This is a genomic window from Sphingomonas sp. Leaf20 (assembly GCF_001421535.1).
Classification (GTDB): Bacteria; Pseudomonadota; Alphaproteobacteria; order Sphingomonadales; family Sphingomonadaceae; genus Sphingomonas.
Genome location: NZ_LMKN01000008.1, coordinates 455,124 through 480,526 on the forward strand (window position 1 = coordinate 455,124; position 25,403 = coordinate 480,526).

A 25,403-nucleotide genomic window follows, 5' to 3' on the forward strand; every position below is an offset into this window, starting at 1 on the left:
CGTCATCCCAGCGAAGGCCGGGATATTCCTCGTGATGGGCGACATGCGCCTCACGGGGATATCCCGGCCTTCGCTGGGATGACGGTAGCTCGGGTAGCTGAAGGCGAAGCCGTCGCCCCGGATCGCTCCGGGACGACGTCAGTCGCTTACGCGGCCAGCTTGCGCAGAACGTACTGCAGGATGCCGCCGTTGAGGAAATATTCCAGCTCATTGACGGTATCGATCCGGCACTTGGTCTCGAAGGTCTCGCTCGTGCCGTCGGCGCGGGTCATCTTCACGGTCACGTCCTGACGCGGGCGGATGCTCGCCACGTCGAGGATCGTGAACGTCTCCGACCCGTCGAGGCCGAGCGTCTTGCGATCGGTGCCTTCGGCGAACTGCAGCGGCAGAACGCCCATGCCGACCAGGTTCGAACGGTGGATACGCTCGAAGCTCTCGGTGATGACCGCGCGGACGCCGAGCAGGTTGGTGCCCTTGGCCGCCCAGTCGCGCGACGAGCCGGTGCCATATTCCTTGCCCGCGACGATCACGAGCGGCGTGCCGTCCTGCTTGAAGCGCATCGCGGCGTCGTAGATCGCCATGACCTCGCCGTCATACTTCGACATGCCGCCTTCGACGCCGGGGACCATCTCGTTCTTGATGCGGATGTTGGCGAAGGTGCCGCGCATCATGACGTCATGGTTGCCGCGGCGTGCGCCATAGCTGTTGAAGTCGGCCTTGCTGACCTGATGCTCCTGAAGGAAGCGGCCGGCGGGGCTGTCCGCCTTGATCGAGCCTGCGGGCGAGATGTGATCGGTGGTGATCGAATCGCCGAGGATCGCGAGAGGCTTGGCGTCGATGATGTCCTGCACCGGCGACGGCGTCATGCTGAGGCCCTCGAAATAGGGCGGGTTGGCGACATAGGTCGACCCTGCGCGCCAGGCGTAGGTGTCCGACCCCGTGACGTCGATCCCGCGCCACTTCGAATCGCCCGCATAGACGTCGCCGTAACGCGCACCGAACATCGACGCGTCGATGTTGGCGTCCATCGTGCTGCGGACTTCCTCGTTGGTCGGCCAGATGTCGCGCAGATACACGTCCTGGCCGTCGGTGCCCTGACCCAGCGGCGTCTCGATCATGTCGGTCGTGACGGTGCCCTTGATCGCATAGGCGACGACGAGCGGCGGGCTGGCCAGGAAGTTGGCGCGTACGTCGGGCGAGACGCGGCCCTCGAAGTTGCGGTTGCCCGAGAGGACCGAGGCCGCGACGAGGTCGTTCTCGTTGATCGCCGACGAGATCGCCGGCGCCAGCGGGCCCGAATTGCCGATGCAGGTCGTGCAGCCATAGCCGACAAGGTTGAAGCCGAGCGCGTTCAGGTCGGCGGTAAGGCCAGCCTTGTCCAGATAGTCGGTGACGACCTGCGAACCCGGCGCCAGCGAGGTCTTCACCCAGGGCTTCGACTTGAGACCCAGAGCGTTCGCCTTGCGCGCGACGAGGCCGGCGGCGACCAGCACCGACGGGTTCGACGTATTGGTGCAGCTGGTGATCGCGGCGATCACGACGTCGCCGTCGCCGATGTCATGCTCGCGCCCCTCGACCGCGACGCGCGCGGGCTGTTCCTTGTGGTACAGCTTGTGGAGGTCGCTGTTGAACACCTCGTCGACCTTGTTGAGGCTGACGCGGTCCTGTGGGCGCTTCGGGCCGGCGAGCGACGCGACGACCGACCCCATGTCGAGCTCGAGCGTGTCGGTGAAGACGGGGTCCTCGGCATTCTCGTCGCGCCAGAAGCCGTTCGCCTTGGCATAGGCCTCGACCAGCTCGACATTCTCGTCGGAGCGCGCGGTGAGGCGCATGTAGTCGAGCGTCTTGTCGTCGATCGGGAAGAAGCCGCAGGTCGCGCCATATTCGGGCGCCATGTTGGCGATCGTCGCGCGATCGGCGAGCGTCATCGACGACAGGCCGGGGCCGAAGAACTCGACGAAGCGGCCGACCACGCCCTTGGCGCGCAGCATCTGCGTGACGGTGAGGACGAGATCGGTGGCGGTGATGCCCTCGTTGAGCTTGCCGAGCAGCTTGAAGCCGACGACTTCGGGGATCAGCATCGACACGGGCTGGCCGAGCATCGCGGCCTCGGCCTCGATCCCGCCGACGCCCCAGCCGAGCACGCCCAGGCCGTTGATCATCGTCGTGTGGCTGTCGGTGCCGACCAGCGTGTCCGGATAGGCGATCATCGTGCCGTCGCCGTGGTCACCCGACGATGCCGACGACCAGACGGCCTGACCGATATATTCAAGGTTCACCTGGTGGCAGATGCCGGTGCCGGGGGGGACGACCTGGAAATTGTCGAGCGCCTTGCTGCCCCACTTCAGGAACTCGTAGCGCTCGATGTTGCGCTCGTACTCGAGATCGACGTTATCCTCGAACGCCTTGGGCGTGCCGAACTCGTCGACCATCACCGAGTGATCGATGACGAGGTGGACGGGAACCTGCGGGTTGATCTTCTCGGGGTTGCCGCCGAGCTTGGTCATCGCATCGCGCATCGCGGCGAGATCGACGACGCAGGGCACGCCGGTGAAATCCTGCATCAGCACGCGCGCCGGGCGATACTGGATCTCGCGGTCGCTGCGACGCTCCTTCTGCCAGTCGACGATCGCCTGGATGTCGTCGCGCGTGACGGTCACGCCGTCCTCGAAGCGCAGCAGGTTCTCGAGCAGCACCTTCATCGAGAAGGGCAGGCGGCTGATGTCGCCGAGCTGCTCGGAGGCCTTGGCAAGGCTGTAATAGTCATACGACTTGCCGCCGGTGGAGAGGCTCGTGCGGGTCTTTAGGGTGTCCTGGCCGATGGCAGTCATAGGGGTCCTTCCCGTGGGCGTCGGGCCGCCGGGCGCCGAGGGGAAAGCGGCCTATGGGACCGCGGGGGCGCGTAGGGGACCGACCTGAATGCGGTTACTGCGCGGGCCTTAGCAAGGGGGGGCGAGCGGGGGAAGGGCGGGTTTCGCCGATCCTGCGGTTTCGCAAGGCCAATTCGCCGCCGGCGAGGCACGGCGACATGAACGATTTGTCATTTTTATGCTTGAGCAGTGGTTGCTAAAGCAACTTTATGGACTTTTATTCCGTACAGGACTTTGCGCCCGACTGTTCGATCGGATTCCTCGGTCGGCAGATCCATCAGATGGGCGGCCAGTCGCTCGAGCCGCTGTTCGTCGAGGAGGGGCTGACGCACACGCAGTGGTCGGCGATGATCGCGATCTGGTTCGGACGCGGAAATACGTGCGCGACGCTGGCGCGCGACATGGCACACGACAAGGGGGCGATGACCAGGCTGGTCGATACGCTCGAAAATAATGGCTGGGTAGCGCGGACGCGCAGCGTCGAGGATCGGCGGATCGTCCACCTCGCGCTGACCGACGCCGGGCGTGTCGTCGCGTTGCGCTGTCGCGACCGGGTGATCGAGCGGTGGAACCGGTGGCTGAAGGACTGGAAGCCCGACGAAGTGACGACGCTGATCAGCCTGATGCAGAAGCTGCGCGCGACGATGGAGGCGGATGCGGTCGACGGGCGCGCGGGCGGCGGCGGCCAGTCCGCGTGACGCGCGCGGTCCTCATCGCCGCGGGGCTGATGGCAGGGTGCGCGGTGCCTGAGTCGAAGCCGCTCGTCACGCCGCTCGCGGCGCCGGCGCTGGGGCTGTCCGCTACCCCGGCACCGACGATCGCGGCGGACTGGTGGCGCGGCTTTGGTGATCCGCAGCTCGACCGGCTCGTCGGTGATGCGGTTGCGGGCAATCCGTCGCTCGACGCGGCGCTGGCACGTGTGGCGCAGGCGCGCGCGGTGCTGGCGACACGCGACGCCGAGAACGGACCGAACGTCACGCTCGATGCATCGGAGCAGGTTGCGCGGCTGAGCGGGCGCTACACGATCCCGCCCCCCTTTGCCGGGTCGACGCGGTTCATCGGGTCGACGGCCGCGAACCTGAGCTGGAACCTCGACCTGTTCGGGCGCCAGAAGGCTGCGATCGAGGGTGCGCGGGCGTCGGTTCGGGCGGCGGCGCTCGACGTCGCTGCCGCGCGGCTTACTTTGTCGGGGGCGGTGGTCCAGACCTATGTCGACATGGCGCGCGCCGAAATGCAGGCCGGGATCGCCCAGCGGACGATCGCCACGCGCGAAAACTCGCTCCGGCTGGTCAACGTGCGAATCCGTAACAACCTGTCGAGCAAGCTCGAGGCGCAGGCGGCCGCGACGCTGCTGGCGCAGGCGCGACAGGCGCTGCTGCGATCGCAGGCCGCGCAAGTGCTGGCGAAGACCGCGCTGGCGGCGCTTGCGGGGCGCGGCGTGGATTATCCCGCGACGATCGGGCCGACCGCGATCCGGCTCGATGCCGCCTTGCCGTTGCCGCGCGCAGTGCCGGCGGACCTGCTCGCCCGTCGCGCCGATATCGCCGCGGCGCAGGCGCGGATCGAGGCGGCGGCGGCGGGGCGCCAGGTGGCGCGTCGCGCCTTTTATCCCAACGTCAATCTGGCGGCGATGGCGGGGTTCCAGGCGGTCGGGCTTGGCAATCTGGTATCGCTCGATGCGGGAACGGCGGGGGCAGGGCCCGCGCTGCATCTGCCCCTGTTCGACAATGGCCGGTTGAAGGCCGAGCTCGCCGGCTCGACCGCGCTGCTCGACGCCGCGACCGCCGATTATAACGACCGGATCGTCGGCGCGGTCCGCGAAGCCGCCGACGCGCTCGCGCGGATTGGCGCGATCGAGGCGGACCGCGTTCGCCAGCGTGAGGTCGTGCGGGGGTTTGCCGAGACGGGGCGTCTCAACGCGATCCGCGTGTCGAGCGGCCTCGATAGCCGGCTCGACCTCGTCGACAACGACGTGCGGACGCTCGAGGCCGAACAGGCCGACGCCAATCTCGCCGCCGACGCGGCGCAACAGCGGATCGCGCTGGTGCTCGCGCTGGGGGGCGGTTTCGATTCTTCGCAGGACCCGATTCGATGACCGACACGCAGACGGATTCGCAGACGGGCACGCCCGCTTCGCCAGATCCCGCGGGTAACCCGAAGGCGCGCAAGCGCTGGCTGACCGTCCTCGGCATCGTCGTGGCGATCGCGCTGATCGTCTGGGCCGTCTTCCATTTCCTGCTGGCGAAGCCCGAGGAGGAGACCGACGACGCCTATGTCGCCGGCGACGTGGTGTCGATCACCGCGCGCGATCCGGGGCAGGTGATCGGCATTCACGCCGACAATACGCAGCTGGTGAAGGCCGGCGCGCCGCTGATCGATCTCGATGCGGCGGCGGCGGATGTCGGGCTGGTATCCGCCGAGGCGCAGCTCGCGCAGGCGGTGCGCGCGACGCGGTCCGACTTCTCGAAGGTCAACGAGACCGGCGCAGCCGTGGTGCAGGCGCAGGCCGAGCTGACGCGGACACAGAGCGACCTGCAGCGGCGGCGCGGGGCGGCGGCCGAGGGGGCGATCTCGGGCGAGGAACTCAGCCATGCCGCGGATGCGGTGAAGGTCGCGCAGGCCAATCTCGCGCTCGCACGCAGCCAGCAGGCGCAGTCGCGCAACAGCGTGTCGGGGACGACGGTGTCGAACAATCCTGCGGTCCTGTCGGCGATCGCCGCCTATCGCCGCGCCGCGATCACGCGCAACCACATGCACATCACCGCACCGATCGACGGCGTCGTCGCGCAGCGTACGGTCCAGCTGGGGCAGCAGGTCCAGGCGGGGATGCCGCTGCTCGCGGTCGTGCCGCTCGACCGTGTCTGGGTCGACGCGAATTTCCGCGAGACGCAGCTCAAGGACCTCCGGATCGGCCAGCCGGCAACGGTGACCGCGGACATGTATGGCGACGACATCGTCTATCACGGGCGCGTCGTCGGTCTGGGCGCGGGGAGCGGGAATGCGTTCGCGCTGCTCCCCCCGCAGAATGCCAGTGGCAACTGGATCAAGATCGTCCAGCGCGTCCCGGTACGGATCGCGCTCGATGCGCGTGAGCTGAACGCCAATCCGCTGCGCGTCGGGCTGTCGGTGACGACCATCGTCGATACCGCCGACGTGTCGGGGACGCGAATCGGCCGGCCGGCGCGACGGACGTTCGCGCAGGCGTCGACTGACGCGAACGATGCGAAGGTCGAGGCGAAGATCCGTCAGATCATCGCGGCGAACCGCTGATGGCGGCGCCCGCAGCGGGCGGAACGGGCGCGGGACCCGCCCCGCTGACGGGGGGAAAGCTCGCGCTGGTAGCGTTCGCGCTCGCGCTCGGGACGTTCATGATGGTGCTCGACACGACGATCGCCAACGTCTCGCTACCGACGATCGCGGGCAATCTGGGCGTCAGCGCGGACAATTCGACGTGGGTCGTCACGGCATTCGCGGTCGCCAACGGCATCGCGGTGCCGCTGACCGGGTGGCTGATGGGGCGGTTCGGGGTGGTCAGGACGTTCTGCGTCTCGGTCATGCTGTTCACGCTGGCGTCGTTCCTGTGCGGGATCGCGTGGAGCCTGCCCTCGCTGATCGCGTTCCGGATCCTCCAGGGCGGTTTCTCGGGGCCGATGATGCCGGGAAGCCAGGCGTTGCTGATCTCGGTCTTCCCGCCCGAGAAGCGGTCCACCGCGCTTGGCATCTGGTCGATGACGACGCTCGTCGCGCCGATCATGGGACCGATCCTCGGTGGGTATATTTCCGACAATTATCACTGGAGCTGGATTTTCCTGATCAACGTGCCGTTCGGCGTGTTCGTCGCGTTCTTCTGCTGGCGCGGGCTCAAGGACCGCGAGACGCCGACGCGCAAGCTGCCGATCGACACCGGGGGGCTGATCCTGCTGGTGCTGTGGGTCGGCGCGCTCCAGATCATGCTCGATCTCGGCAAGAACGACGACTGGTTCCAGTCGACGCGGATCGTCGTCATGGCGGCGGTCGCGCTGACCGGGTTCGTCGCCTGGATCATCTGGGAGGTGACCGCCGCGAACCCGGCGGTCGACCTGTCGCTGTTCAGGAGCCGCAACTTCGCGCTCGGCAATCTCGCCTTCTGCCTCGGCTATGCGGTGTTCTTCGCCAACATCCTGATCCTGCCGCTCTGGCTGCAGACGCAGATGGGCTATACTGCCACATGGGCGGGTCTGGTCGCGGCGCCCAGCGGCGTCGTCGCGGTGCTGTTGACGCCGCTGATGGCACGACTCGCGGGGCGGATCGATGCGCGGCTGCTCGCGACGGTCGCGTTCGCGTCGTTCGGTTATTCCTATTATCTGCGATCGGGGTTCACGACGACCGCGAGCACCTGGGACCTGATGGTGCCGATGATGGTGCAGGGGATCGCGATGAGCACCTTCTTCCTGGCGATGCTGACGATCTCGCTCGACCGGATCCCGGGCGAGCGGCTGCCGTCGGCGACGGGAATGTCGAACTTCGCGCGGATCGTCGCGGGCAGTTTTGCCGCATCGATCATCACCACCGCCTGGGATCGGCGCGAGGCGCTCCACCAGAGCCGGATGAGCGAGGCGGTCGGGTCGGGCATGCCGTTGCAGGTGGCGCGCGACACGCTGGGCCGGATGGGGATGAGCGACGTCCAGGCGGCGGGCGCGATCACGCGGCAGATGGTCGGGCAGGCCTATCTGCTGGCGTCGACCGATCTGTTCCGGTTGTCGGCATGGCTGTGCGTCGCGTTGATCGCGATCGTATGGCTCACGCGGCGCGCGTCGCCGATGCAAGGGCACGTCGCGGCGGACTAGGCCTCCCGCCCATGAAACCAACCGCCTTTGTGCCGGTTGATAGAGGGTGCAATAAGGCATCAAACATAGGCAAGAGGAGCGCTGTCATGGCCGAGAACGTCAAGGCTTCGATCGACAAGGGTGCCGATACGCTGAAGGCGGCGTCCGACCGGATGCAGCAGGGCGCGGACACCGCACAGGCCAATTTCCGCGAACATGTCGCCGACCCGGCGCAGCGCGCTGGCGAGGCGATGCAGGAATCGGGGCGCAAGATCGCGGAGACCGGCTCGACCATCGGTGCCAAGATGATCGACCAGGCCGAGCAGAACGCACGCGAGGCCTTCGCGGCGATGCGCGAGGCGGCGAGCGCGAAGGACCTGTCGGACGTGATGAAGATCCAGAGCGCATTCATGCAGTCGCAGGGTCAGCGCAGCATGAGCCAGGCGCGCGAGATCGGCGAACTCATCATGCAGTTCGGTCGCGATGCGGTGGCCCCGTTGAAGGGCGGCGGGCAGAGCTGATCGCCGCGGGGCGGGCGTTTACGCGGGCGGCTTCGGGTCGAAGCCGCCCGTTCTGGTTACTCTGCCGTGTGGCAGAATGACTGGAGCAAGCCGGTGACCGGCGCGCACCGTTACTCCGGTCGCGGTGCGCCGCCCTGCGTTACCGGCTGTGGGCCGGATGCCGTCGCCTCGAGCGTGGAATCGCCGCCTAGCACGCGATAGAGCGTCACGCGGTTGCTGGCGCCGACGAGTTGCGTCGCGACGAGATTGCGCTGCGCCGTATACAGCGAACGCTGCGCATCGAGCGAGTTGAGGAAGGTATCGATGCCGCCACGATAGCGCGCATCGGACAGGCGGAACGTATCGAGCGCGGCGTTGGCGAAATTCTGGTTCGCCTGAAGCTGATCCGCGATCGTCCCCTGCCGTGCCAGCGCATCGGCGGTTTCCTGAAACGCGGTCTGGATCGACAGCTCATAGGTCGCGAGCGCGGCGTCGCGCTGCGCTCTCGTGAACGCGACGTTGGCGATCCCGGCACCGGCCTGGAATATCGGGTAGCTGACCGACGGCGCGACCGAATAGTTGAACGCGCCACCGCTGAACAGCGATGACAGCGCGGTACTTGCGAACCCGACGAGCCCGGTGAGCGATATGCGCGGGAACAGCTGGGCACGCGCCGCGCCGATCTCGCCGTTCGTCGCGCGCAGCTCATATTCCGCCTGCACCACGTCGGGGCGCCGCAGCAGGATGCCGCTGTCGAGCCCCGCGGGCAATGTCGCGACCGTCGGCAACGCCTGTTCGATCGACACGGGGAGCAGCGCAGCGTCGACCGGGGCGCCGACGAGCAGTTGCAGCGCGTTGACATCCTGCGCGAGCGCGGTGCGCTGCGCCGCGAGATCGGCCTGCGCGGTGTAGAGGATCTGCTGGGCCTGGCGGAGGTCGGTCCGGGGCGACACGCCGCCGCGCAGGCGTGCGTTGGTCAGCGTGACGCTGCGCTGCGAGCTCGTGACGGTGTCCTGCGCGATCTTGAGCAGGCTCTGGTCCGACGCGTAGGTGAGCCACGCATCGGCGATGTCGCCGACCAGCGTCAGCCGAGTCGCGCGCGCCGCGGCCTCGGTCGCGAAATAGCGGTCGAGCGCGGCTCCGGTGAGCGAACGGATTCGCCCGAACAGGTCGAGCTCGAACGCGGTGGTGCCCAGATCGACCGAAAACGCGCTGTTGGAGTTCGACGAGCTGATGACGGTGCCACCCGCGCCCGTGCCGCCCGTTCCGATCCCCCCGGTGCCGGTCCCGCCGGTCCCCGTGCCACCTGTCCCCGTGCCACCTGTCCCCGTTCCGCCTGTGCCTGTTCCGCCTGTGCCCGTGCCGCCTGTGCCCGTGCCGCCGGTTCCTGTACCAGTGCCCCCACCGCTCGTCGCGGTGCTGCGTGCGCCGTTACCGCCGCCCGAATAGCTGTACCGACCGCTCGCATCGATCTGCGGGAAGAGATCGGCGCGCTGGATCCGATATTGCGCGCGCGTGGCGGCGATGTTTGCCGCGGCGACGCGCAGATTGCGGTTGTTCGCGAGCGCCTGCGTGATGATCTGCTGGAGGCGCGGATCGCGGAAGACGTCGCGGTAGGTGATCGCGGGCAGCGCCGCCTCCGACTGGCGCAGATACGCGTCGCCGACCGGCCATGACGGCGGCACCGGCAATTCGGTGCGCGCGTATTTCGGCGCGAGCGAACAGCCCGCCAGCGCGGTCGAGGCGGTGAGGATCAGGATCAGCGAGCGCATCATGCGGGCTCCGGCCGGTGAGGGCCCTGGGGTTCGGGCGGGCCAAGCGGCTCGTCATGGGCGCCGTCGTCGTCGTGATGATCGCCCTGGAACCCGGTCGGACGACCGCGCAGCTTGGCGATGCCGTCGCGCGCGCCGCGGCGGACGAGGACGAAGAACAGCGGGATGTAGAAGATCGCGAGGATCGTCGCGGTCAGCATCCCGCCGACCACCGCGGTGCCGATCGCGATGCGGCTGTTCGCGCCGGCACCGGTGGAGAGCGCAAGCGGCAGCACGCCGAGGATGAACGCGAACGACGTCATGAGGATCGGGCGGAGACGGATCTTGGCGGCCGACAGTGCCGCTTCGATGACGCGCTTGCCCTTCTTTTCCTCCTGCTCGGCGAATTCGATCATCAGGATCGCGTTCTTTGCGGCAAGGCCCATCGTCGTGAGCAGGCCGATCTGCAGATAGACGTCGTTGACGAGCCCGCGCAGCGTCACCGCGAGGATCGCGCCGACGAGGCCGAGCGGGATGACGAGCAGCACCGCGATCGGGATCGACCAGCTTTCGTACAGCGCGGCGAGGCAGAGGAACACGACCAGCAGCGACAGGCCGTAGAGGATCGGCGCCTGGCCCGACGACAGCCGTTCCTGATAGGACAGCCCCGACCACGACACCGACGTGCCGGGAATCTGGCCGGCGAGCTGCGCGATCTTGTCCATCGCGTCGCCCGAACTGACGCCGGCCGCGCCCGAACCCTGGATTTCATAGGACGAGATGCCGTTGAACCGCGACAGCGTCGTCGGCGCCTGGCCCCAGCTGGTCGTCGCGAACGACGAGAAGGGGGCCATCTGGCCGTTCGCGCCGCGGACGAACCATTGCGCAAGGTCCGACGGCTCGGCGCGGAACTGCGCATCGCCCTGGACATAGACGCGCTTGACGCGGCCGCGATCGATGAAGTCGTTGACGTACTGGCCACCCCACGCGGTCGACAGCGTCGAGTTGACGTTCGCCTGCGTCAGGCCCAGCGTCGACAGCTTCTGCTGGTTCGCGTCGACGCGGAGCGTCGCGACGTCGGGCAGTTCGGTCAGGCGGATCGCGGTCAGCGACGAATCGGCGCGCGCGAGCGCCAGCAGCTTGTCCCGTGCGGCGTTGAATTCGGTCTGCGTGAGGCTCCCGGTATTCTGCAGCTGCATCGTGAAGCCGTTCGACGATCCGAGACCGCGCACCGCGGGGGGAACGAGCGAATAGACCTGGGCATCACGGAATCCCGCAAAGGCCTTCGACGCGCGCCCGGTGATCGCTTCGGCGGTATTCTCCTTGCCCTCGCGCAGGTCCCAGGGCGCGAACGAGACAAAGCCCTGTCCGGTGTTCTGGCCGCTCGCGCCACCGCCACCGCCACCGCTGACGGTGAACATCGTGCGGACGTTCGCCTTCTCCTGCGTGAAGTAATATTGCTCGATCTGCTTCTGGAGCGCGAAGGTACGGCCCTGCGTCGCGCCCGCGGGAAGCTGGAACTGGACGATGCCCGAACCCTGATCCTCGGTCGGCAGGAAGCCCGTCGGCAGGCGGAGGAACAGCACGGCGAGCAACGCCACGGTGCCCGCATAGATCACCAGGAACAGCCATTTGCGGTTGATCACCGACTGGACCGCATTGGTATATTTCTGCGTACCCTTGTCGAACCCGCTGTTGAACTTCTCGCCGGCCCGCGTGAAGACGTGCGCGACCTTGGGGAACTTGCGCTCACCCCAGCTTTTCTCGTGATTGCCCTCGGCGTCCTTCTTCTTCTGCTTGAGAAGCGTCGCGGTGAGGGCCGGCGACAGGATCAGCGCGACGAGCACCGACAGGATCATCGCCGACACCATCGTCAGCGAGAACTGGCGGTAGATCACGCCCGTCGACCCGCCGAAGAACGCCATCGGCAGGAACACCGCCGACAGCACGAGCGCGATCGCGACGAGCGCGACGGTGATCTCGTTCATCGACTCGATCGTCGCCTCGCGCGGCGACATGTCGGGATTCTCCTCCATCAGGCGCTCGACATTCTCGACGACGACGATCGCGTCGTCGACGAGCAGGCCGATCGCGAGCACGAGCCCGAACAGCGTCAGCGTGTTGATCGAGAAGCCCGCGAGATAGAAGATTCCGAACGTCCCGAGCAGCACGACGGGGACGGCGATCGTCGGGATCAACGTCGCGCGCCAGCTCTGCAGGAACACGAACATCACGATGACGACGAGGATCACCGCCTCGATCAGCGTCTTGATGACCTCTTCAATCGACAGCTTGATGAAGTCGGTGGTGTCGTTGGCGTAGGCGAATTTTAGCCCTGGCGGGAAGCTCTTCGCCGACTTCTCGACATAGGCCTTGACGAGTTCGGCGGTCTTGAGCGCGTCGGCACCCGGCGCGAGCAGCACGGCGATACCCGCACCCGGATGCGCGTTGACGCGGCTGCGCGCATTGTAGTTCTCGGCGCCGAGCTCGATCCGCGCGACGTCGCGCAGCTTGACGGTGGCGCCGTCGTTGGTGGTCTTGAGGATGATGTTGGCGAACTGCTCGGGCGTCTGGAGGCGCGACTGCGCGGTGACGGTCGCGTTGAGCATCTGCGTGTCGGGCTGTGGCTGGCCACCGAGTTCGCCCGCCGCGACTTCGGCGTTCTGCGCCTGGATCGCGGTCGTGACGTCGCTCGGGATCAGCTGAAAGCTCGCCAGCTTGTTCGGGTCGAGCCAGATGCGCATCGCATATTGCGCGCCGAACACGTTGCTGTCGCCGATCCCCGGGATACGGCCGAGCGGATCCTGCAGGTTCGACACGAGATAGTCCGAGACGTCCTGGTTCGTCAGCTTGTCCGTCTCGTCATAGACGCCGACGATCAGCAGATTGTCCGGGTTCGACTTGCGGACGACGAGGCCCTGCTGCTGAACCTGTTGCGGCAGGCGGGACAGCGTCTGCTGGACCTGGTTCTGGACCTGGACCTGCGCGATGTCGGGATCGGTGCCCTTTTCGAACGTGACCGTGACCGTCACCGAGCCGCGCGACGACGAGGACGAGCTGAAATAGATCAGCCCGTCGATCCCGGTCAGCGACTGTTCGACGACCTGCGTGACGCTGTTCTGGATCGTCTGCGCGTTGGCACCCGGGAAGGTGGCGCGGATCGTCACCTGCGGCGGCGCGACGTCGGGATATTGCGCGATCGGCAGGCTCATGATCGCGCCGATGCCGCCGAGCATCACGATGATCGCGAGCACCCAGGCGAAGATCGGGCGATCGATGAAGACACGGGACATCATGAGGGGTTAGCCGGCCTTTTTCTGGCTGGCATCGCCACCCGAGGAATCTTGCTTGGGTGCCTCGATGCGCTGCGCGGTATTCTCGGGCACGGGCTTCACGCCCTGGTTCGGCGCGATCTTCGACAGGCCCTGCGTGATGATGCGGTCGCCGGGGTTGAGCCCGCTGGTCACGACCCAGAACGCGCCCTGCGTCCGGTCGGCCTTGACCTTCTTCTGCACCGCCTTGTTGTTCGCATCGACGACATAGACGGTCGCATTGCCCTTGGCATCGCGCGACAGGCCCGCCTGGGGGACGAGGAACGCGCGCTGGTTGATCGCCTGCGCGAACCGCGCCTGGACGAACATGCCGGGCAGCAACAGGCCTTGCGGGTTCGGGAAGCGCGCGCGCAGCGTCACGGTGCCGGTCTCGGTGTTGACCAGCGCCTCGGCGAACTCGACCGTGCCGGTCGCGCCGTAATCGCTGCCATCCTCGAGCTTCAGCCGGACCTCGGCGCGCGTCGGGACGATGCCGTTCTGCCCGAGCGAACGGCGCAGCGCGAGCAGGTCGCCCGACGATTGCTGGATGTCGACGAACATCGGGTCGAGCCGCTGGATCTGCGCGAGCGGGTCGGTCTGCGTCGCGGACACCAGCGCGCCGACGGTGAACAGCGAGCGGCCGATCCGCCCCGTGATCGGCGCGGGTACGGTCGTGAATTTCAGGTTGATCTGCGCGGTTTCCAGCGCGGCGCGTGTCTGCGCGACCGAGGCGGTCGCCTGACGCGACGTGGCGATCGCGTTGGTATAGTCCTGCTGGCTGATCGCCTCCATCTCGGCGAGCGGCTTGTAGCGGTTGGCGAGGACGCGCTGCGCCTGTTCGTTCGCACGCGCGCTCTGCAGGTTCGCCTGGGCCTCGTTGGCGGCGGCGCGATAGAGGCGCGGATCGATCTCGTAGAGCGGCTGGCCCTTCTGGACGAGCGTCCCTTCGGTAAAGAAGCGACGACGGATGATCCCGGTGACCTGTGGCCGGACATCCGAGCTTTCGAACGCGGTCGTGCGTGCGCTGAGTTCGGTGGTCATCGCGACGCTCGAAGGCTGGATCACGACATAGCCGACGGTCGGCGTTCCCTGGCCGGGCTGACCGCCCTTGCCCTTGCCCTTTGCGGCGTCGTCGCCGCCGCCGGAGCAGGCCGCAAGCGCGATCAGCGCGGGTGCCATCAGGGCGTAGCGCCGAGGGGTAAGTCGTGTGACTATCAAGTGGGGTATCCGCGATCAGATGAGGGCCGGCTAAACCATGCGGATGTACCAGAAGTATGTCAGTTGAAAAGCGGACGTGAAAAATAGGGCAGGGAAAGTAACCTGTTTGATTGCCGGTGCTTTTTCCGCCGTCGGCGGGCGCTGACGGCGCTCGGTAACGTGCGGTGGCGGCTCGCTTTTCTCGAGCGGCAGCGACGGGCGTCAACCGCGGCGCAATTTTGCTCCGGCAACGCGCTTTCGTCGGGATGACGCATTCGGGGGATGCGCGGTCGGGCGGGTTGGACGGGCGCGACTCGGCGCGGCCCCGTCCCGTCGAATTCAAGCCAGGATCCAGAGTTGCCGGGGGTGCGTTCCTCGGGTGGGCACTGACAACCATGCGGGGGGATCGCACGATGATCGATGACGACAAGCAGGCGGCGGCGATAGCGGCGGTGGCGGAGGTTCGGGACGGTATGCTGGTCGGGCTCGGCACGGGGTCGACCGCGGCGTTTGCGATCCGCGCGCTGGGCGAGCGCGTCGCAGCAGGGCTCGACGTCCGCGCGGTCGTCACGTCCGAGGCGAGCGGCGCGCTGGCGCGGGAGGTGGGTATCGCGGTGCTCGACTTTGCCGACATCGCGTCCGTCGACCTGACGATCGACGGCGCCGACGAGATCGACGCGCGCTGTTTCGCGATCAAGGGTGCGGGCGGGGCGATGCTGCGCGAGAAGATCGTCGCCGCAAGCTCGGCACGGATGGTCGTTATTGCCGACGGCTCGAAACGCGTCGACCGGATCGGCGCGGCAAAGCTGCCGGTCGAGCTGCTGCCCTTCGCGCGGGGCTATGTGATGCGCGTGCTGGCCGATCTCGGCGGGGTGCCGGTGATTCGGGACAAGTATCGGACGGATCAGGGCAATCTTGTCGCAGACTGCCATTTCCCGACGCTCGGCGATCCACGCGTGCTGGCAGCGACGCTGTCGGCGATTCCCGGCGTGCTCGGCCACGGGCTGTTCCTCGACGAGGTCGATGCCGCCTATATTGCATCCAAAGGCGTCGTTACGCGACTGGAACGCTCGGGTGCATCCGCCTAAAGGCACCCTATCTTGGCAACCAGATCGGATGCGCGGCGTTCGGTCAGTCTAGAGCGAGGCTTTCTTCCATGACCGATACCGCAACCGCTGCCCCCAAGGCGGACCCCATGCTGCACGAGGATGGCTCGCCCGAGCGTCTCGCGATCGACACCATCCGCACGCTGTCGATGGACGCGGTGCAGAAGGCCAATTCGGGCCACCCCGGCACGCCGATGGCGCTCGCGCCGGTCGGCTATACGCTCTGGTCGAAGTTCCTGCGCTACGATCCGAAGCATGCCGACTGGCCCAACCGCGACCGCTTCGTGCTGTCGGTCGGGCATGCGTCGATGCTGCTCTATTCGCTGATCCACCTCGCCAAGATCGAAGAGATCGACGCCGACGGCAACAAGACCGGCAAGGAGGCCGTGAGCCTCGCGGATATCGAGCAGTTCCGCCAGCTCTCGTCGAAGACCCCGGGCCACCCCGAATATCGCCACACGACGGGCGTCGAAACCACTACCGGGCCGCTGGGCCAGGGTTGCGGCAATTCGGTCGGCATGGCGATCGCCGAGCGCTGGCTCGCCGCGCGCTACAACAAGGACGGCTTCACGCTGTTCGACCATGACGTCTATGCGCTGTGCGGTGACGGCGACATGATGGAGGGCGTCTCCGCCGAGGCCGCCAGCATGGCCGGGCATCTCAAGCTCAGCAATCTCTGCTGGATCTACGACAGCAACCACATCTCGATCGAGGGTGCGACCGATCTCGCGTTCGACGAGGATGTGGGCCTGCGCTTCGATGCCTATGGCTGGAACGTCATCCATGTCGACGACGCCAACGACACGGCCGCGTTGTCGCGTGCGATCGAGACGTTCAAGGCGACCACCGACAAGCCGACCTTCATCGTCGTGCATTCGGTGATCGGTTACGGCAGCCCAAAGGCGGGCAGCGAGAAGGCGCACGGCGAGCCGCTCGGCGAGGAGAATATCCGCCTCACCAAGCAGGCCTATGGCTGGCCCGAGGACAAGTCGTTCTACGTGCCGGACGGCGTGATCGAGCATTTCAACGGCGCAATCGCGGACCGTGGTGCGAAGCTGCGGGACGAATGGGTCGCGCTGACCGAGAAGTACCGCGGTGCACACCCCGAGCTGTCGGCCGAGCTCGACCTGCTGCTCAAGGACGACCTGCCCGAGGGCTGGGACGCGGACATTCCGGTGTTCGAGGCGGATCCCAAGGGTCTCGCCAGCCGCGATTCGGGCGGCAAGGTGCTCAACGCGATCGCCGCCAAGGTGCCGTGGCTGATCGGTGGGTCGGCCGATCTCGCGCCGTCGACCAAGACCGACATCAAGGGCCAGCCCTCGTTCGAGGCGAACAACTATGCCGGCCGCAACTTCCATTTCGGCATTCGCGAACATGGCATGGGCGCGATCGTCAACGGCATGGCGCTGTCGCATCTGCGCTCCTACGGCTCCACCTTCCTCGTCTTCGTCGACTACATGCGCGCACCGGTGCGCCTGTCGGCGATCATGGAAGTCGGCGCGGTCTGGGTGTTCACGCACGACTCGATCGGCGTGGGCGAGGACGGCCCAACGCACCAGCCGATCGAGCATCTGGCGACGCTGCGCGCGATCCCGGGCCTCGACACTCTGCGTCCCGGTGATGCGAACGAGGTTGCCGCGGCGTGGAAGGCGGTCCTGAAGGACGCGAGCACGCCGGCCGCGCTGATCCTGTCACGTCAGGCGCTACCGACGCTCGACCGGACCAAATATGCGAGCGCGGACGGCGTCGAGCAGGGCGGCTATGTGCTCGCCGACTGCGACGGCACCCCCGACGTGATCCTTATCGCGACGGGCAGCGAAGTGTCGCTCGCGATCGACGCGCATGAGAAGCTTATCGCGGACGGCGTGAAGAGCCGGGTCGTGTCGATGCCGAGCTGGTATCGCTACGAACTGCAGGACGCCGCGTACAAGGAAAGCGTGCTGCCGCGAGGCGTACGGGCGCGCGTCGCGATCGAGATGGCCGGGTCGATCGGCTGGGACCGCTATGTCGGGCTCGACGGCGCGACCGTGACGATGTCGACCTTCGGTGCCTCGGCGCCGCTCGCCAAACTGCAGGACAAGTTCGGGTTCACCGTCGACAATGTCGTCAAGGTTGCCCGCCAGGTTATGGAGACGAAGTGATGGGCACGCTCAACGACCTCGAAGGCTTCGGCCAGGCGGTGTGGCTCGATTTCGTCGACCGGAAGTTCCTGGAGGCCGGCGGTCTCCAGAAGCTGGTCGACGAGGATGGCCTGACCGGTGTCACGTCGAACCCGTCGATCTTCGAAAAGGCGATGGGGCATGGCGACGCCTATGACTCGACGCTCGCGGAGTTCGACAAGGAGAACCCCGGCGCGGCGACGATCGACCGCTACGAGCATCTCGCGATCCAGGACATCAAGGCGGCGGCGGAGACGCTGAAGCCCGTGTACGACAAGCTCGCCGCGAAGGACGGCTATGTCAGCCTCGAAGTGTCGCCCTATATCTCGGACGATACCGACGCGACGATCGCCGAGGCCCGCAAGCTGTGGACGGCGGTCGACCGGCCGAACCTGATGATCAAGATCCCGGGGACGCGCGCGGGCGGCCCGGCGATCTCGACCGCGATCTCGGAAGGGATCAACGTCAACGTGACCTTGCTGTTCTCGATCGACGCCTATGTCCGCGTCGCCGAGGCCTATGCGGCAGGGCTCGAGAAGCGCGTCGCCGAGGGCAAGCCGATCGACCGGATCGCCAGCGTCGCGAGCTTCTTCGTCAGCCGGATCGATTCGACGATCGACAAGCAGATCGATGCACGGCTCGAAAAGGGTGATGCCGAGGCGGATGCGCTAAAGGCCGTGCGCGGCAAGGTGGCGATCGCCAACGCGAAGATGGCGTATCAATGGTATCTGGAATTCCTGAAGTCGGATCGCTGGCAGGCGCTGGCGGCCAAGGGCGCGCAGCCGCAGCGGCTGTTGTGGGCATCGACCGGGGTCAAGGATCCAAGCTATCCTGACACGCTCTACATCGACACGCTGATCGGCCGTGACACGGTCAACACGATGCCGCCAAAGACGATGGACGCGTTTCGCGACCATGGCACCGCGGCGGAGACGATCACTGCGGATGTCGATGCGGCCAAGCGCACGCTGGCGGAAGCCGAGCGGCTCGGGCTCGATCTCACCGGCGTGACCGGCACGCTGGTCGAAGAGGGCGTCGCATCGTTCGTGAAGGCGTTCGACGATCTGCTCGGGTCGATCGCGAAGAAGCAGCCGGCGACGGCGTAAGACCTATGCTCCCTCTCCCCGSWGGGGAGAGGGAGAAGACAAGGATTTCCTTATGAAGATCGGACTGATCGGCCTCGGCCGGATGGGCGGCAACATCGCGCGCCGGTTGATGAAGAACGGCCATGAGGTCGTCGCGTTCGATCGCGATGCGGAGGCGGTGAAGAAGCTCGCGGCGGACGGTGCGATCGGCGCGGACTCGCTCGACGACATGCGCGGCAAGCTCGACACGCCGGCGATCTGGTGGGTGATGGTACCCGCGGGCGAGCCGACCGAGCAAACCGTCCAGGCGATCGCCGAGAAGGCCGCCGAGGGCGACATCATCATCGACGGCGGCAACAGCTTCTACAAGGACGACGTCCGCCGCGCGAAGGAACTCGCCGAAAAGGGCATCCGCTATGTCGACGTCGGCACGTCGGGCGGTGTCTGGGGTCTCGACCGCGGCTATTGCATGATGATCGGCGGCGAAAAGGCCACGGTCGACTATCTCGACCCGATCTTCGACACGCTGGCGCCGGGCATGGGCGAGATCGTCCGCACGCCGGGCCGCATCGAGGGGCAGGCCGATCCACGCGCGGAAAAGGGCTATATCCACGCCGGCCCTCCGGGTGCCGGGCACTTCGTCAAGATGGTGCATAACGGCATCGAATACGGCCTGATGCAGGCCTATGCCGAGGGCTTCGACATCCTCAAGGGCAAGTCGGGCGAGCATGTCGCGGAGGACCAGCGGTTCGACATCAACCTGACCGATGTCGCCGAAGTGTGGCGTCGCGGCAGCGTGATCTCGTCGTGGCTGCTCGACCTGTCGGCGATCGCGCTGGCCAAGGACGGCACGCTCGAAGGGTTCAGCGGCAGCGTCGCGGATTCGGGCGAGGGCCAGTGGACGATCGACGCGGCGATGGAAGAGAAGGTGCCCGCCAACGTGCTGAGCGCCGCGCTCTACGCACGCTATCGCAGCCGGGTCGACCACACGTTCGGCGACAAGCTGTTGTCGGCGATGCGCTTCGGCTTTGGCGGGCATGTCGAGATGCCCCAGTGAACGGGCAAGTGAGCATCAAGCTGCTCGTCTCCGATGTCGATGGCACGCTTGTCGACAAGGACAAGAAGGTCGCACCCGCGACCGTCGATGCGGTCAAGCGGCTGAAGGCGGCGGGCCTCGGCTTCACGATCATCAGCGCGCGGCCGCGCTCGGGAATGATGCCGATCGCCGAGCTGCTCGGCATCGACGAGCCGATGGGCGCGTTCAACGGCGGGATCGTCTTCAAGCGCGACGGCACGGTGATCGAGCATCACATGGTCGACATCGACGTCGTGCGCGGCGCGATGGAGATCATCGGTGACGCGCCGGTCGATACCTGGATCTTCGCCGACGACATCTGGTATGCCAGCACCGATCAGGGCAGCCATGTGGACAGCGAGCGCAAGGCCTCGGCGCAGGATCCGGTGATCGTCGCCGACTTCACCGACCTGCTCGCCAGGGCGGACAAGGTGACGTTCGTCAGCGACGACGAGGAGCTGCTGCGCGACCTGCACGCCAGGGTCGCGGCCAAGTTCGAGGCGCAGGCGACGATCGTCCAGAGCCAGACCTATTATCTCGACATCACGCCCGTCGCGGGCAACAAGGGCAGCGGGATCGAGGAACTCGCGGACGCGTTCGGCATCAGCCTGACGCAGACCGCGGCGATCGGCGACCAGGCGAACGACATCGCGATGCTCAAGCGGGCCAGGCTGGCGATCGCGATGGGCAATGCGCCGCAGTCCGTCCGCGACGTCGCGCACGAAATCACCACCGCGAACGATGCCGACGGTGTCGCGCATGCGATCGACACGTTTATCCTGACTGGAGTTTCCGCATGAAAGAGTTGGTTGCCTTTGACCTCGATGGCACGCTGGCCGAAAGCAAGCAGCCCTTGCAGGAGCCGATGGGCGAGGCGCTGGCGAACCTGCTCGAGGTCGCGCATGTCGCGGTGATCTCGGGCGGCGACTGGCCGCAGTTCGAAAAGCAGGTCGCGAGCCGGCTGCCCGAGCGCGCCGATCGCACCAAGCTGTGGCTGATGCCGACGACCGGCACCAAGCTGTACCGGTTCGACGACGCCTGGCGTGCGGTGTATGCCGAGCTGTTCGAGGAAGACGAGAAGCAGAAGATCCTCAAGGCGTTCGACGAGTCGCTCGAGGCGACCGGGTTCGTGCCCGAGCAGACCTGGGGCGAGCGGATCGAGGATCGCGGCAGCCAGATCACCTTCTCCGCGCTCGGCCAGGAAGCGCCGATCGACGCCAAGCACAGCTGGGATCCCGACTTCGCCAAGCGCAAGGTGATCCAGGCCGATCTGCGCCAGCGTCTGCCGGGTCTGTCGATCAACATGGGCGGCGCGACCTCGATCGACATCACGCGCGAGGGTGTCGACAAGGCGTATGGCCTCAAGAAGCTCAACGAGGCGAGCGGCATCGCGCTCGACAAGATGATGTTCATCGGCGACGCGATCTTCCCGGGCGGTAACGACTATCCGGCCGAGCAGCTCGGGCTCGACGTCGTGAAGGTCAAGAATGTCGATGGCACGCTGGCGGCGATCGCCGGGATCGTCGCATGCCTGAAGTGACGGCATGAGCGTCGCGTTTCGCCGCGAAAGCGACGAGGAACATCTCGAACCGAAGTTCGAACAGCCGATCGCGCCGGGACCCAATCTGGTCACGGCGCGCGGCCTTGCGCTGATCGGCGAGCAGGTGGTCGCGATCGAGGCGGCCGTCGCGGCCGAGACCGACGAGGAAGCACGCAAGGTGCTGTTGCGTGACCTGCGCTACTGGCATACGCGCCAGACCACCGCCGAGCTCGCGCCCGAACCAGAAGAGGGTGAGGTCGGGATCGGGTCGCGTGTCCGGATCCGGATGAACGGGGCCGAGCGGGTGATCGCGATCGTCGGCGGTGACGAGGCGGAGCCGGGGGAAGACCGGCTGGCGTTTTCGGCCCCGCTCGCGCGCGCACTGATGGGCGCTGCGGTGGGCGAGACGGTCGCGTTTGCCGGCAAGGCGGATGCGATCGACATTCTGGAGATCGTGTAATGGCTGAGGCGAAATTCGAACGGCATCGCCAGCCCTGGACTCAGGACGAGATCCAGAAGCTGCATACGTTCGCCAAGAAGGGCATGGCGCTGAAGGCGATCGCCAAGGCGCTGACGCGGAGCGAGGAATCGGTGAAGACGCGCGCGAAGGAAGATTCGCTGAATATTGCGAAGCTGCGGTAATCACTCGTCATCCTGGACTTGATCCAGGATCCAGAGCCGCCAGTGTCGCCGCTTATGGCTCTGGATCCTGACTTTCGTCAGGATGACGGAAGATTGACCAAATGCACCACCCCGGCGGAGGCCGGGGTCCAATTGGGGAGGTGGGGGTGATGGCGCGCAGCGTGCCTCATTGCCGTCCCCCAATTGGCCCCCGGCCGTCGCCGGGGTGGTGCTTTTATCGAGAGCAGGTGGCGCCTATAGGGCTGCTTTCGCGTGCGCTACACCAACCCTGTTCTCCCGCGAAGGCAGGAGCCCAGCCTGGGTCCCCGCCTTCGCGGTAGAACAGTCTTGATTGGCGGCCGCCGACCTAGGCCGCGTGGAGCGATACTTGTCCGACTACGACGCAATCATCCTCGGGGCGGGCGCCGCCGGCCTCATGTGCGCTGCCGTCGCCGGACAGCGCGGCCGGAAGATCCTGCTCGTCGATCATGCCGAGCAGGCGGGGAAGAAGATCCTGATCTCGGGCGGCGGGCGGTGCAATTTCACCAACATGCACACCGCCGCCGACCGCTATATCTCCGCCAATCCGCATTTCGCCAAGTCCGCGCTTGGCCGCTACACCGCGCAGGATTTCCTCGCGCTCGTCGAGAGCTACGGGATCGCGTGGCACGAAAAGACGCTGGGGCAGCTGTTCTGCGACGGCTCGGCGAAACAGATCGTCGAGATGCTGCTCGACGAATGCGACAAGGGGCGTGTCGACCTGTCACTCGGGCGCGCGGTCACCGCGGTCGAGCATGGCGATGGCGGCTACCGCGTGGCGATCGACGGCCGCGCGGTCACCGCGCCCGCGCTGGTGATCGCGACCGGCGGACCGTCGATCCCGAAAATGGGTGCGACCGGCTTTGCCTATGATCTCGCGCGGCAATTCGGGTTGAAGGTGGTCGAGCCGCGGCCCGCGCTTGTCCCGCTGACGCTCGGCGGCGACGAGATCCTGTTCCGCGAATTGTCGGGCGTCGCCGCCGACGTCGTCGCCACGGCCGGCAAGACCGCGTTTCGCGAGGCCGCGCTGTTCACCCACCGCGGGCTGTCGGGCCCGGCGATCCTGCAGGCGTCGTCCTATTGGCGGCACGGCCAACCCGTGGGCATCGATTTCGTCCCCGACCGCGACGCCGGCTGGCTCCCCGCGGCCAAGCGCACCACGCCGCGCGCGACGCTGCGCAAACTGCTCGGGGGGACGCTGCCCGACCGGCTCGCGGAGACGCTGAGCGAGCGGCTGGGGATGACGGGGGAGATCTCGACGCTCACCGACCGCAAGCTCCAGGACGTCGAGCGCGCGCTAAGTCATTGGCAATTCACGCCAAATGGCAGCGAGGGCTATGCCAAGGCGGAGGTGACGGCGGGGGGAATCAGCACTGCTGAGCTTTCTTCGCAAACAATGGAAGCCAAACGCGTAAAAAACCTGTATGCGGTCGGCGAAGCGGTCGATGTCACAGGGTGGCTCGGCGGCTACAACTTCCAATGGGCATGGGCGAGCGGGTGGGCCGCGGGCCAAGTCCTGTAGGGACCACCACGCCAGTGCTTTGCCGTAGCGTCAAGCCGGCCACCAATTAGGACGTACATGCCTTTTTCAAATATTCCGTCGCTTCTTTCCGAAGCGCTCGCCGCGCGTGGCTATACCGCGCTCACCCCCGTCCAGGCGCATGTGATCGAGGAGAACGCGGTCGGTCGCGACCTGATCGTGTCCGCGCAGACCGGGTCGGGCAAGACCGTCGCGTTCGGTCTGGCGATGGCCGGCGAGCTGCTGGGTGAAGCGGGTGAGGACGGCGTCCAGCGCCTGCCCGCGCCGCACAAGCCGCTCGTCCTGTGCATCGCACCGACGCGCGAGCTCGCGCTTCAGGTCAGCCGCGAGCTGATGTGGCTCTATGCCAAGGCGGGTGCGCGCATCTCGACCTGCGTCGGCGGGATGGACGCGTCGAAGGAGCGTCGCAGCCTCGCACACGGTGCGCATATCGTCGTCGGGACGCCTGGCCGTCTGCGCGATCATCTCGAGCGCGGCGCACTCGACCTCTCGGCCCTGAAGGTCGCAGTGCTCGACGAGGCCGACGAGATGCTCGACATGGGCTTCCGCGAGGATCTCGAGCAGATCCTCGACGCGTCGCCCGAGCAGCGCCGGACTTTGCTGTTCTCGGCAACGATGCCGCGGCCGATCGTTGCGCTCGCCAAGCGCTACCAGCGCGACGCGGTGCGGATCTCGACCGTCGGTGAGGATCGCGGTCATGGCGACATCTCGTACCAGGCCGTCACGGTCTCGCCGTCCGAGATCGAGCATGCGGTGATCAATCTTCTGCGTTTCCACGAGGCAGAGACGGCGATGCTGTTCTGCGCGACTCGAGATAACGTCCGCCATCTGCATGCCAGCCTCGTCGAGCGTGGCTTTGCCGCGGTCGCGCTGTCGGGCGAGCATTCGCAGAACGAGCGTAACGCCGCGCTTCAGGCACTGCGCGATCGCCGTGCGCGTGTCTGCGTCGCGACCGACGTTGCTGCACGCGGGATCGATCTGCCGACGCTGAGCCTCGTCGTGCACGTCGAGCTGCCACGCGATGCCGAGACGCTCCAGCATCGCTCGGGTCGTACCGGTCGTGCGGGCAAGAAGGGCACCGCCGTCCTGATCGTGCCGTTCCCGCGCCGCCGTCGCGTCGACATGATGCTCCGCGGTGCCAAGATCAACGCGGAGTGGGTCAACGCCCCGACCGCCGAGGACATCCGCAAGAACGATCACGAGCGGCTGATCGGCATGCTGTTGCAGCCCGTCGAGGTCGAGGACGAGGATCGCGCGCTCGCCGTCCGCCTGATGGCCGAGAAGACCCCCGAGGATATCGCTGCGGCGCTGGTGCACATGCACCGCGCGACGATGCCGCAGGCCGAGGACCTGATCGACCAGAGCAAGCAGTCGGTCAGCGACGATCGGTCGCAGGGTCCGCGCGCGGGCTTCGAGGACACCGTCTGGTTCCGCATGGACATCGGTCGTCGCCAGAACGCCGATCCGCGCTGGATCCTGCCGCTGATCTGCCGTCGCGGGCACATCACCAAGTCCGAGATCGGTGCGATCCGCATCGGCCCGAACGAGACTGCGTTCGAGATTCCGCGCGCCGTCGCGTCGCGCTTCTCGGCGGCGATCCAGCGTACCGCGCAAGCGGGCGAAGAGGAGAGCGGCGTCGCGATCGAGGCGATGCAGGGCGCGCCCGAGAGCGGTGCGCGGCATGATGGCGGTGGGCGCAGCAATGCGAGCGGTCCGCGCTCGACGCTGCATCGTTCGGCCCCGCGGGGCGGTCCCGCACCGGCGCGCAAGGCGCCGTATCGCGGGAATCGCGAGCGCAGCTGAG

The 25,403-nt window shown here is 66.9% G+C and carries 19 protein-coding genes; 15 read left to right on the forward strand and 4 right to left on the reverse strand.

Features of this window, described 5'->3' with window-relative positions; genetic code table 11:
• Positions 1-146 precede the first annotated feature (146 nt).
• The gene (gene acnA, locus ASE72_RS10360; RefSeq protein ID WP_056020515.1) at positions 147-2,831 is read right to left on the reverse strand and encodes an aconitate hydratase AcnA; all 2,685 of its coding nucleotides are present in this window, start codon (positions 2,829-2,831) and stop codon (positions 147-149) included.
• Between the two features lie 248 nt (positions 2,832-3,079).
• On the opposite strand from acnA, the gene ASE72_RS10365 reads away from it, so the two are divergent.
• The 5 genes from ASE72_RS10365 to ASE72_RS10385 all read left to right on the forward strand — a co-directional run bounded on the left by ASE72_RS10365 (position 3,080) and on the right by ASE72_RS10385 (position 8,196).
• Positions 3,080-3,568: a MarR family winged helix-turn-helix transcriptional regulator gene (locus ASE72_RS10365; RefSeq protein ID WP_056020518.1), complete on the forward strand. Its 489-nt coding sequence runs from the start codon at positions 3,080-3,082 to the stop codon at positions 3,566-3,568.
• Positions 3,565-4,965: an efflux transporter outer membrane subunit gene (locus ASE72_RS10370; RefSeq protein ID WP_235532319.1), complete on the forward strand. Its 1,401-nt coding sequence runs from the start codon at positions 3,565-3,567 to the stop codon at positions 4,963-4,965. The genes ASE72_RS10365 and ASE72_RS10370 overlap by 4 nt, the downstream gene beginning before the upstream one ends.
• Positions 4,962-6,140, forward strand: a complete 1,179-nt coding sequence (locus ASE72_RS10375; RefSeq protein WP_056020522.1) for an efflux RND transporter periplasmic adaptor subunit — start codon at positions 4,962-4,964, stop codon at positions 6,138-6,140. Before ASE72_RS10370 ends, ASE72_RS10375 begins: the two co-directional genes overlap by 4 nt.
• Positions 6,140-7,696 (forward strand): DHA2 family efflux MFS transporter permease subunit, encoded by a 1,557-nt coding sequence (locus ASE72_RS10380; RefSeq protein WP_056020525.1) that lies wholly within the window; start codon positions 6,140-6,142, stop codon positions 7,694-7,696. The genes ASE72_RS10375 and ASE72_RS10380 overlap by 1 nt, the downstream gene beginning before the upstream one ends.
• An 86-nt stretch (positions 7,697-7,782) precedes the next feature.
• Positions 7,783-8,196 carry a phasin family protein gene (locus tag ASE72_RS10385; RefSeq protein ID WP_235532320.1) on the forward strand — a complete coding sequence of 138 codons (414 nt, stop codon included), beginning with the start codon at positions 7,783-7,785 and terminating at the stop codon, positions 8,194-8,196.
• 110 nt (positions 8,197-8,306) lie between these two features.
• Here the strand turns inward: ASE72_RS10385 and ASE72_RS10390 are convergent, their stop codons facing one another.
• Genes ASE72_RS10390 through ASE72_RS10400 form a run of 3 tightly spaced genes read right to left on the reverse strand, consistent with a single transcriptional unit; the run spans position 8,307 to position 14,416 of the window.
• A complete protein-coding gene (locus tag ASE72_RS10390) occupies positions 8,307-9,950 on the reverse strand; it encodes an efflux transporter outer membrane subunit (RefSeq protein WP_056020529.1) in 1,644 nt (547 codons plus the stop codon).
• Positions 9,947-13,222: a multidrug efflux RND transporter permease subunit gene (locus ASE72_RS10395; protein WP_056020532.1), complete on the reverse strand. Its 3,276-nt coding sequence runs from the start codon at positions 13,220-13,222 to the stop codon at positions 9,947-9,949. Before ASE72_RS10395 ends, ASE72_RS10390 begins: the two co-directional genes overlap by 4 nt.
• A 6-nt stretch (positions 13,223-13,228) precedes the next feature.
• Entirely contained in the window at positions 13,229-14,416 is a 1,188-nt protein-coding gene (locus tag ASE72_RS10400) for an efflux RND transporter periplasmic adaptor subunit (protein ID WP_056020535.1), read from the reverse strand.
• Positions 14,417-14,847: 431 nt separating this feature from the next.
• Between ASE72_RS10400 and rpiA the strand changes: the two genes are divergently transcribed.
• From rpiA to ASE72_RS10450, 10 genes are all read left to right on the forward strand, one after another.
• The gene (rpiA, locus tag ASE72_RS10405; protein WP_056020538.1) at positions 14,848-15,522 is read left to right on the forward strand and encodes a ribose-5-phosphate isomerase RpiA; all 675 of its coding nucleotides are present in this window, start codon (positions 14,848-14,850) and stop codon (positions 15,520-15,522) included.
• Positions 15,523-15,590: 68 nt separating this feature from the next.
• A complete protein-coding gene (tkt, locus tag ASE72_RS10410; RefSeq protein WP_056020541.1) occupies positions 15,591-17,681 on the forward strand; it encodes a transketolase in 2,091 nt (696 codons plus the stop codon).
• Positions 17,681-18,805, forward strand: coding sequence for a transaldolase (tal, locus tag ASE72_RS10415; RefSeq protein WP_056020544.1), 1,125 nt, complete (start codon positions 17,681-17,683; stop codon positions 18,803-18,805). Before tkt ends, tal begins: the two co-directional genes overlap by 1 nt.
• 52 nt (positions 18,806-18,857) lie before the next feature.
• Complete coding sequence (gnd, locus tag ASE72_RS10420) at positions 18,858-19,841, forward strand: phosphogluconate dehydrogenase (NAD(+)-dependent, decarboxylating) (protein ID WP_056020548.1); 984 nt, start codon at positions 18,858-18,860, stop codon at positions 19,839-19,841.
• 8 nt (positions 19,842-19,849) lie between these two features.
• The gene (locus tag ASE72_RS10425; protein WP_235532321.1) at positions 19,850-20,659 is read left to right on the forward strand and encodes a Cof-type HAD-IIB family hydrolase; all 810 of its coding nucleotides are present in this window, start codon (positions 19,850-19,852) and stop codon (positions 20,657-20,659) included.
• Positions 20,656-21,399, forward strand: a complete 744-nt coding sequence (locus ASE72_RS10430; RefSeq protein ID WP_056020553.1) for an HAD-IIB family hydrolase — start codon at positions 20,656-20,658, stop codon at positions 21,397-21,399. The genes ASE72_RS10425 and ASE72_RS10430 overlap by 4 nt, the downstream gene beginning before the upstream one ends.
• A gap of 4 nt (positions 21,400-21,403) precedes the next feature.
• Positions 21,404-21,859: a GreA/GreB family elongation factor gene (locus tag ASE72_RS10435; protein ID WP_056020556.1), complete on the forward strand. Its 456-nt coding sequence runs from the start codon at positions 21,404-21,406 to the stop codon at positions 21,857-21,859.
• A complete protein-coding gene (locus ASE72_RS10440; RefSeq protein ID WP_056020559.1) occupies positions 21,859-22,041 on the forward strand; it encodes a hypothetical protein in 183 nt (60 codons plus the stop codon). Before ASE72_RS10435 ends, ASE72_RS10440 begins: the two co-directional genes overlap by 1 nt.
• Before the next feature lie 415 nt (positions 22,042-22,456).
• Positions 22,457-23,581, forward strand: a complete 1,125-nt coding sequence (locus ASE72_RS10445) for an NAD(P)/FAD-dependent oxidoreductase (RefSeq protein ID WP_056022136.1) — start codon at positions 22,457-22,459, stop codon at positions 23,579-23,581.
• A 57-nt stretch (positions 23,582-23,638) separates the two neighbouring features.
• Entirely contained in the window at positions 23,639-25,402 is a 1,764-nt protein-coding gene (locus ASE72_RS10450) for a DEAD/DEAH box helicase (protein WP_056020562.1), read from the forward strand.
• The last annotated feature ends 1 nt before the right edge of the window (position 25,403 follow it).

Coding starts and splice junctions, on each gene's coding strand:
- ASE72_RS10375 (WP_056020522.1), top strand. CDS start 4,962: ATGACCGACACGCAGACGGATTCGCAGACGGGCACGCCCGCTTCGCCA.
- ASE72_RS10390 (WP_056020529.1), bottom strand. CDS start 9,950: ATGATGCGCTCGCTGATCCTGATCCTCACCGCCTCGACCGCGCTGGCG.
- tkt (WP_056020541.1), top strand. CDS start 15,591: ATGACCGATACCGCAACCGCTGCCCCCAAGGCGGACCCCATGCTGCAC.
- ASE72_RS10430 (WP_056020553.1), top strand. CDS start 20,656: ATGAAAGAGTTGGTTGCCTTTGACCTCGATGGCACGCTGGCCGAAAGC.
- ASE72_RS10395 (WP_056020532.1), bottom strand. CDS start 13,222: ATGATGTCCCGTGTCTTCATCGATCGCCCGATCTTCGCCTGGGTGCTC.
- ASE72_RS10435 (WP_056020556.1), top strand. CDS start 21,404: ATGAGCGTCGCGTTTCGCCGCGAAAGCGACGAGGAACATCTCGAACCG.
- ASE72_RS10385 (WP_235532320.1), top strand. CDS start 7,783: ATGGCCGAGAACGTCAAGGCTTCGATCGACAAGGGTGCCGATACGCTG.
- ASE72_RS10400 (WP_056020535.1), bottom strand. CDS start 14,416: ATGGCACCCGCGCTGATCGCGCTTGCGGCCTGCTCCGGCGGCGGCGAC.
- tal (WP_056020544.1), top strand. CDS start 17,681: ATGGGCACGCTCAACGACCTCGAAGGCTTCGGCCAGGCGGTGTGGCTC.
- rpiA (WP_056020538.1), top strand. CDS start 14,848: ATGATCGATGACGACAAGCAGGCGGCGGCGATAGCGGCGGTGGCGGAG.
- ASE72_RS10365 (WP_056020518.1), top strand. CDS start 3,080: ATGGACTTTTATTCCGTACAGGACTTTGCGCCCGACTGTTCGATCGGA.
- ASE72_RS10440 (WP_056020559.1), top strand. CDS start 21,859: ATGGCTGAGGCGAAATTCGAACGGCATCGCCAGCCCTGGACTCAGGAC.
- acnA (WP_056020515.1), bottom strand. CDS start 2,831: ATGACTGCCATCGGCCAGGACACCCTAAAGACCCGCACGAGCCTCTCC.
- ASE72_RS10445 (WP_056022136.1), top strand. CDS start 22,457: ATGTGCGCTGCCGTCGCCGGACAGCGCGGCCGGAAGATCCTGCTCGTC.
- ASE72_RS10380 (WP_056020525.1), top strand. CDS start 6,140: ATGGCGGCGCCCGCAGCGGGCGGAACGGGCGCGGGACCCGCCCCGCTG.
- ASE72_RS10450 (WP_056020562.1), top strand. CDS start 23,639: ATGCCTTTTTCAAATATTCCGTCGCTTCTTTCCGAAGCGCTCGCCGCG.
- gnd (WP_056020548.1), top strand. CDS start 18,858: ATGAAGATCGGACTGATCGGCCTCGGCCGGATGGGCGGCAACATCGCG.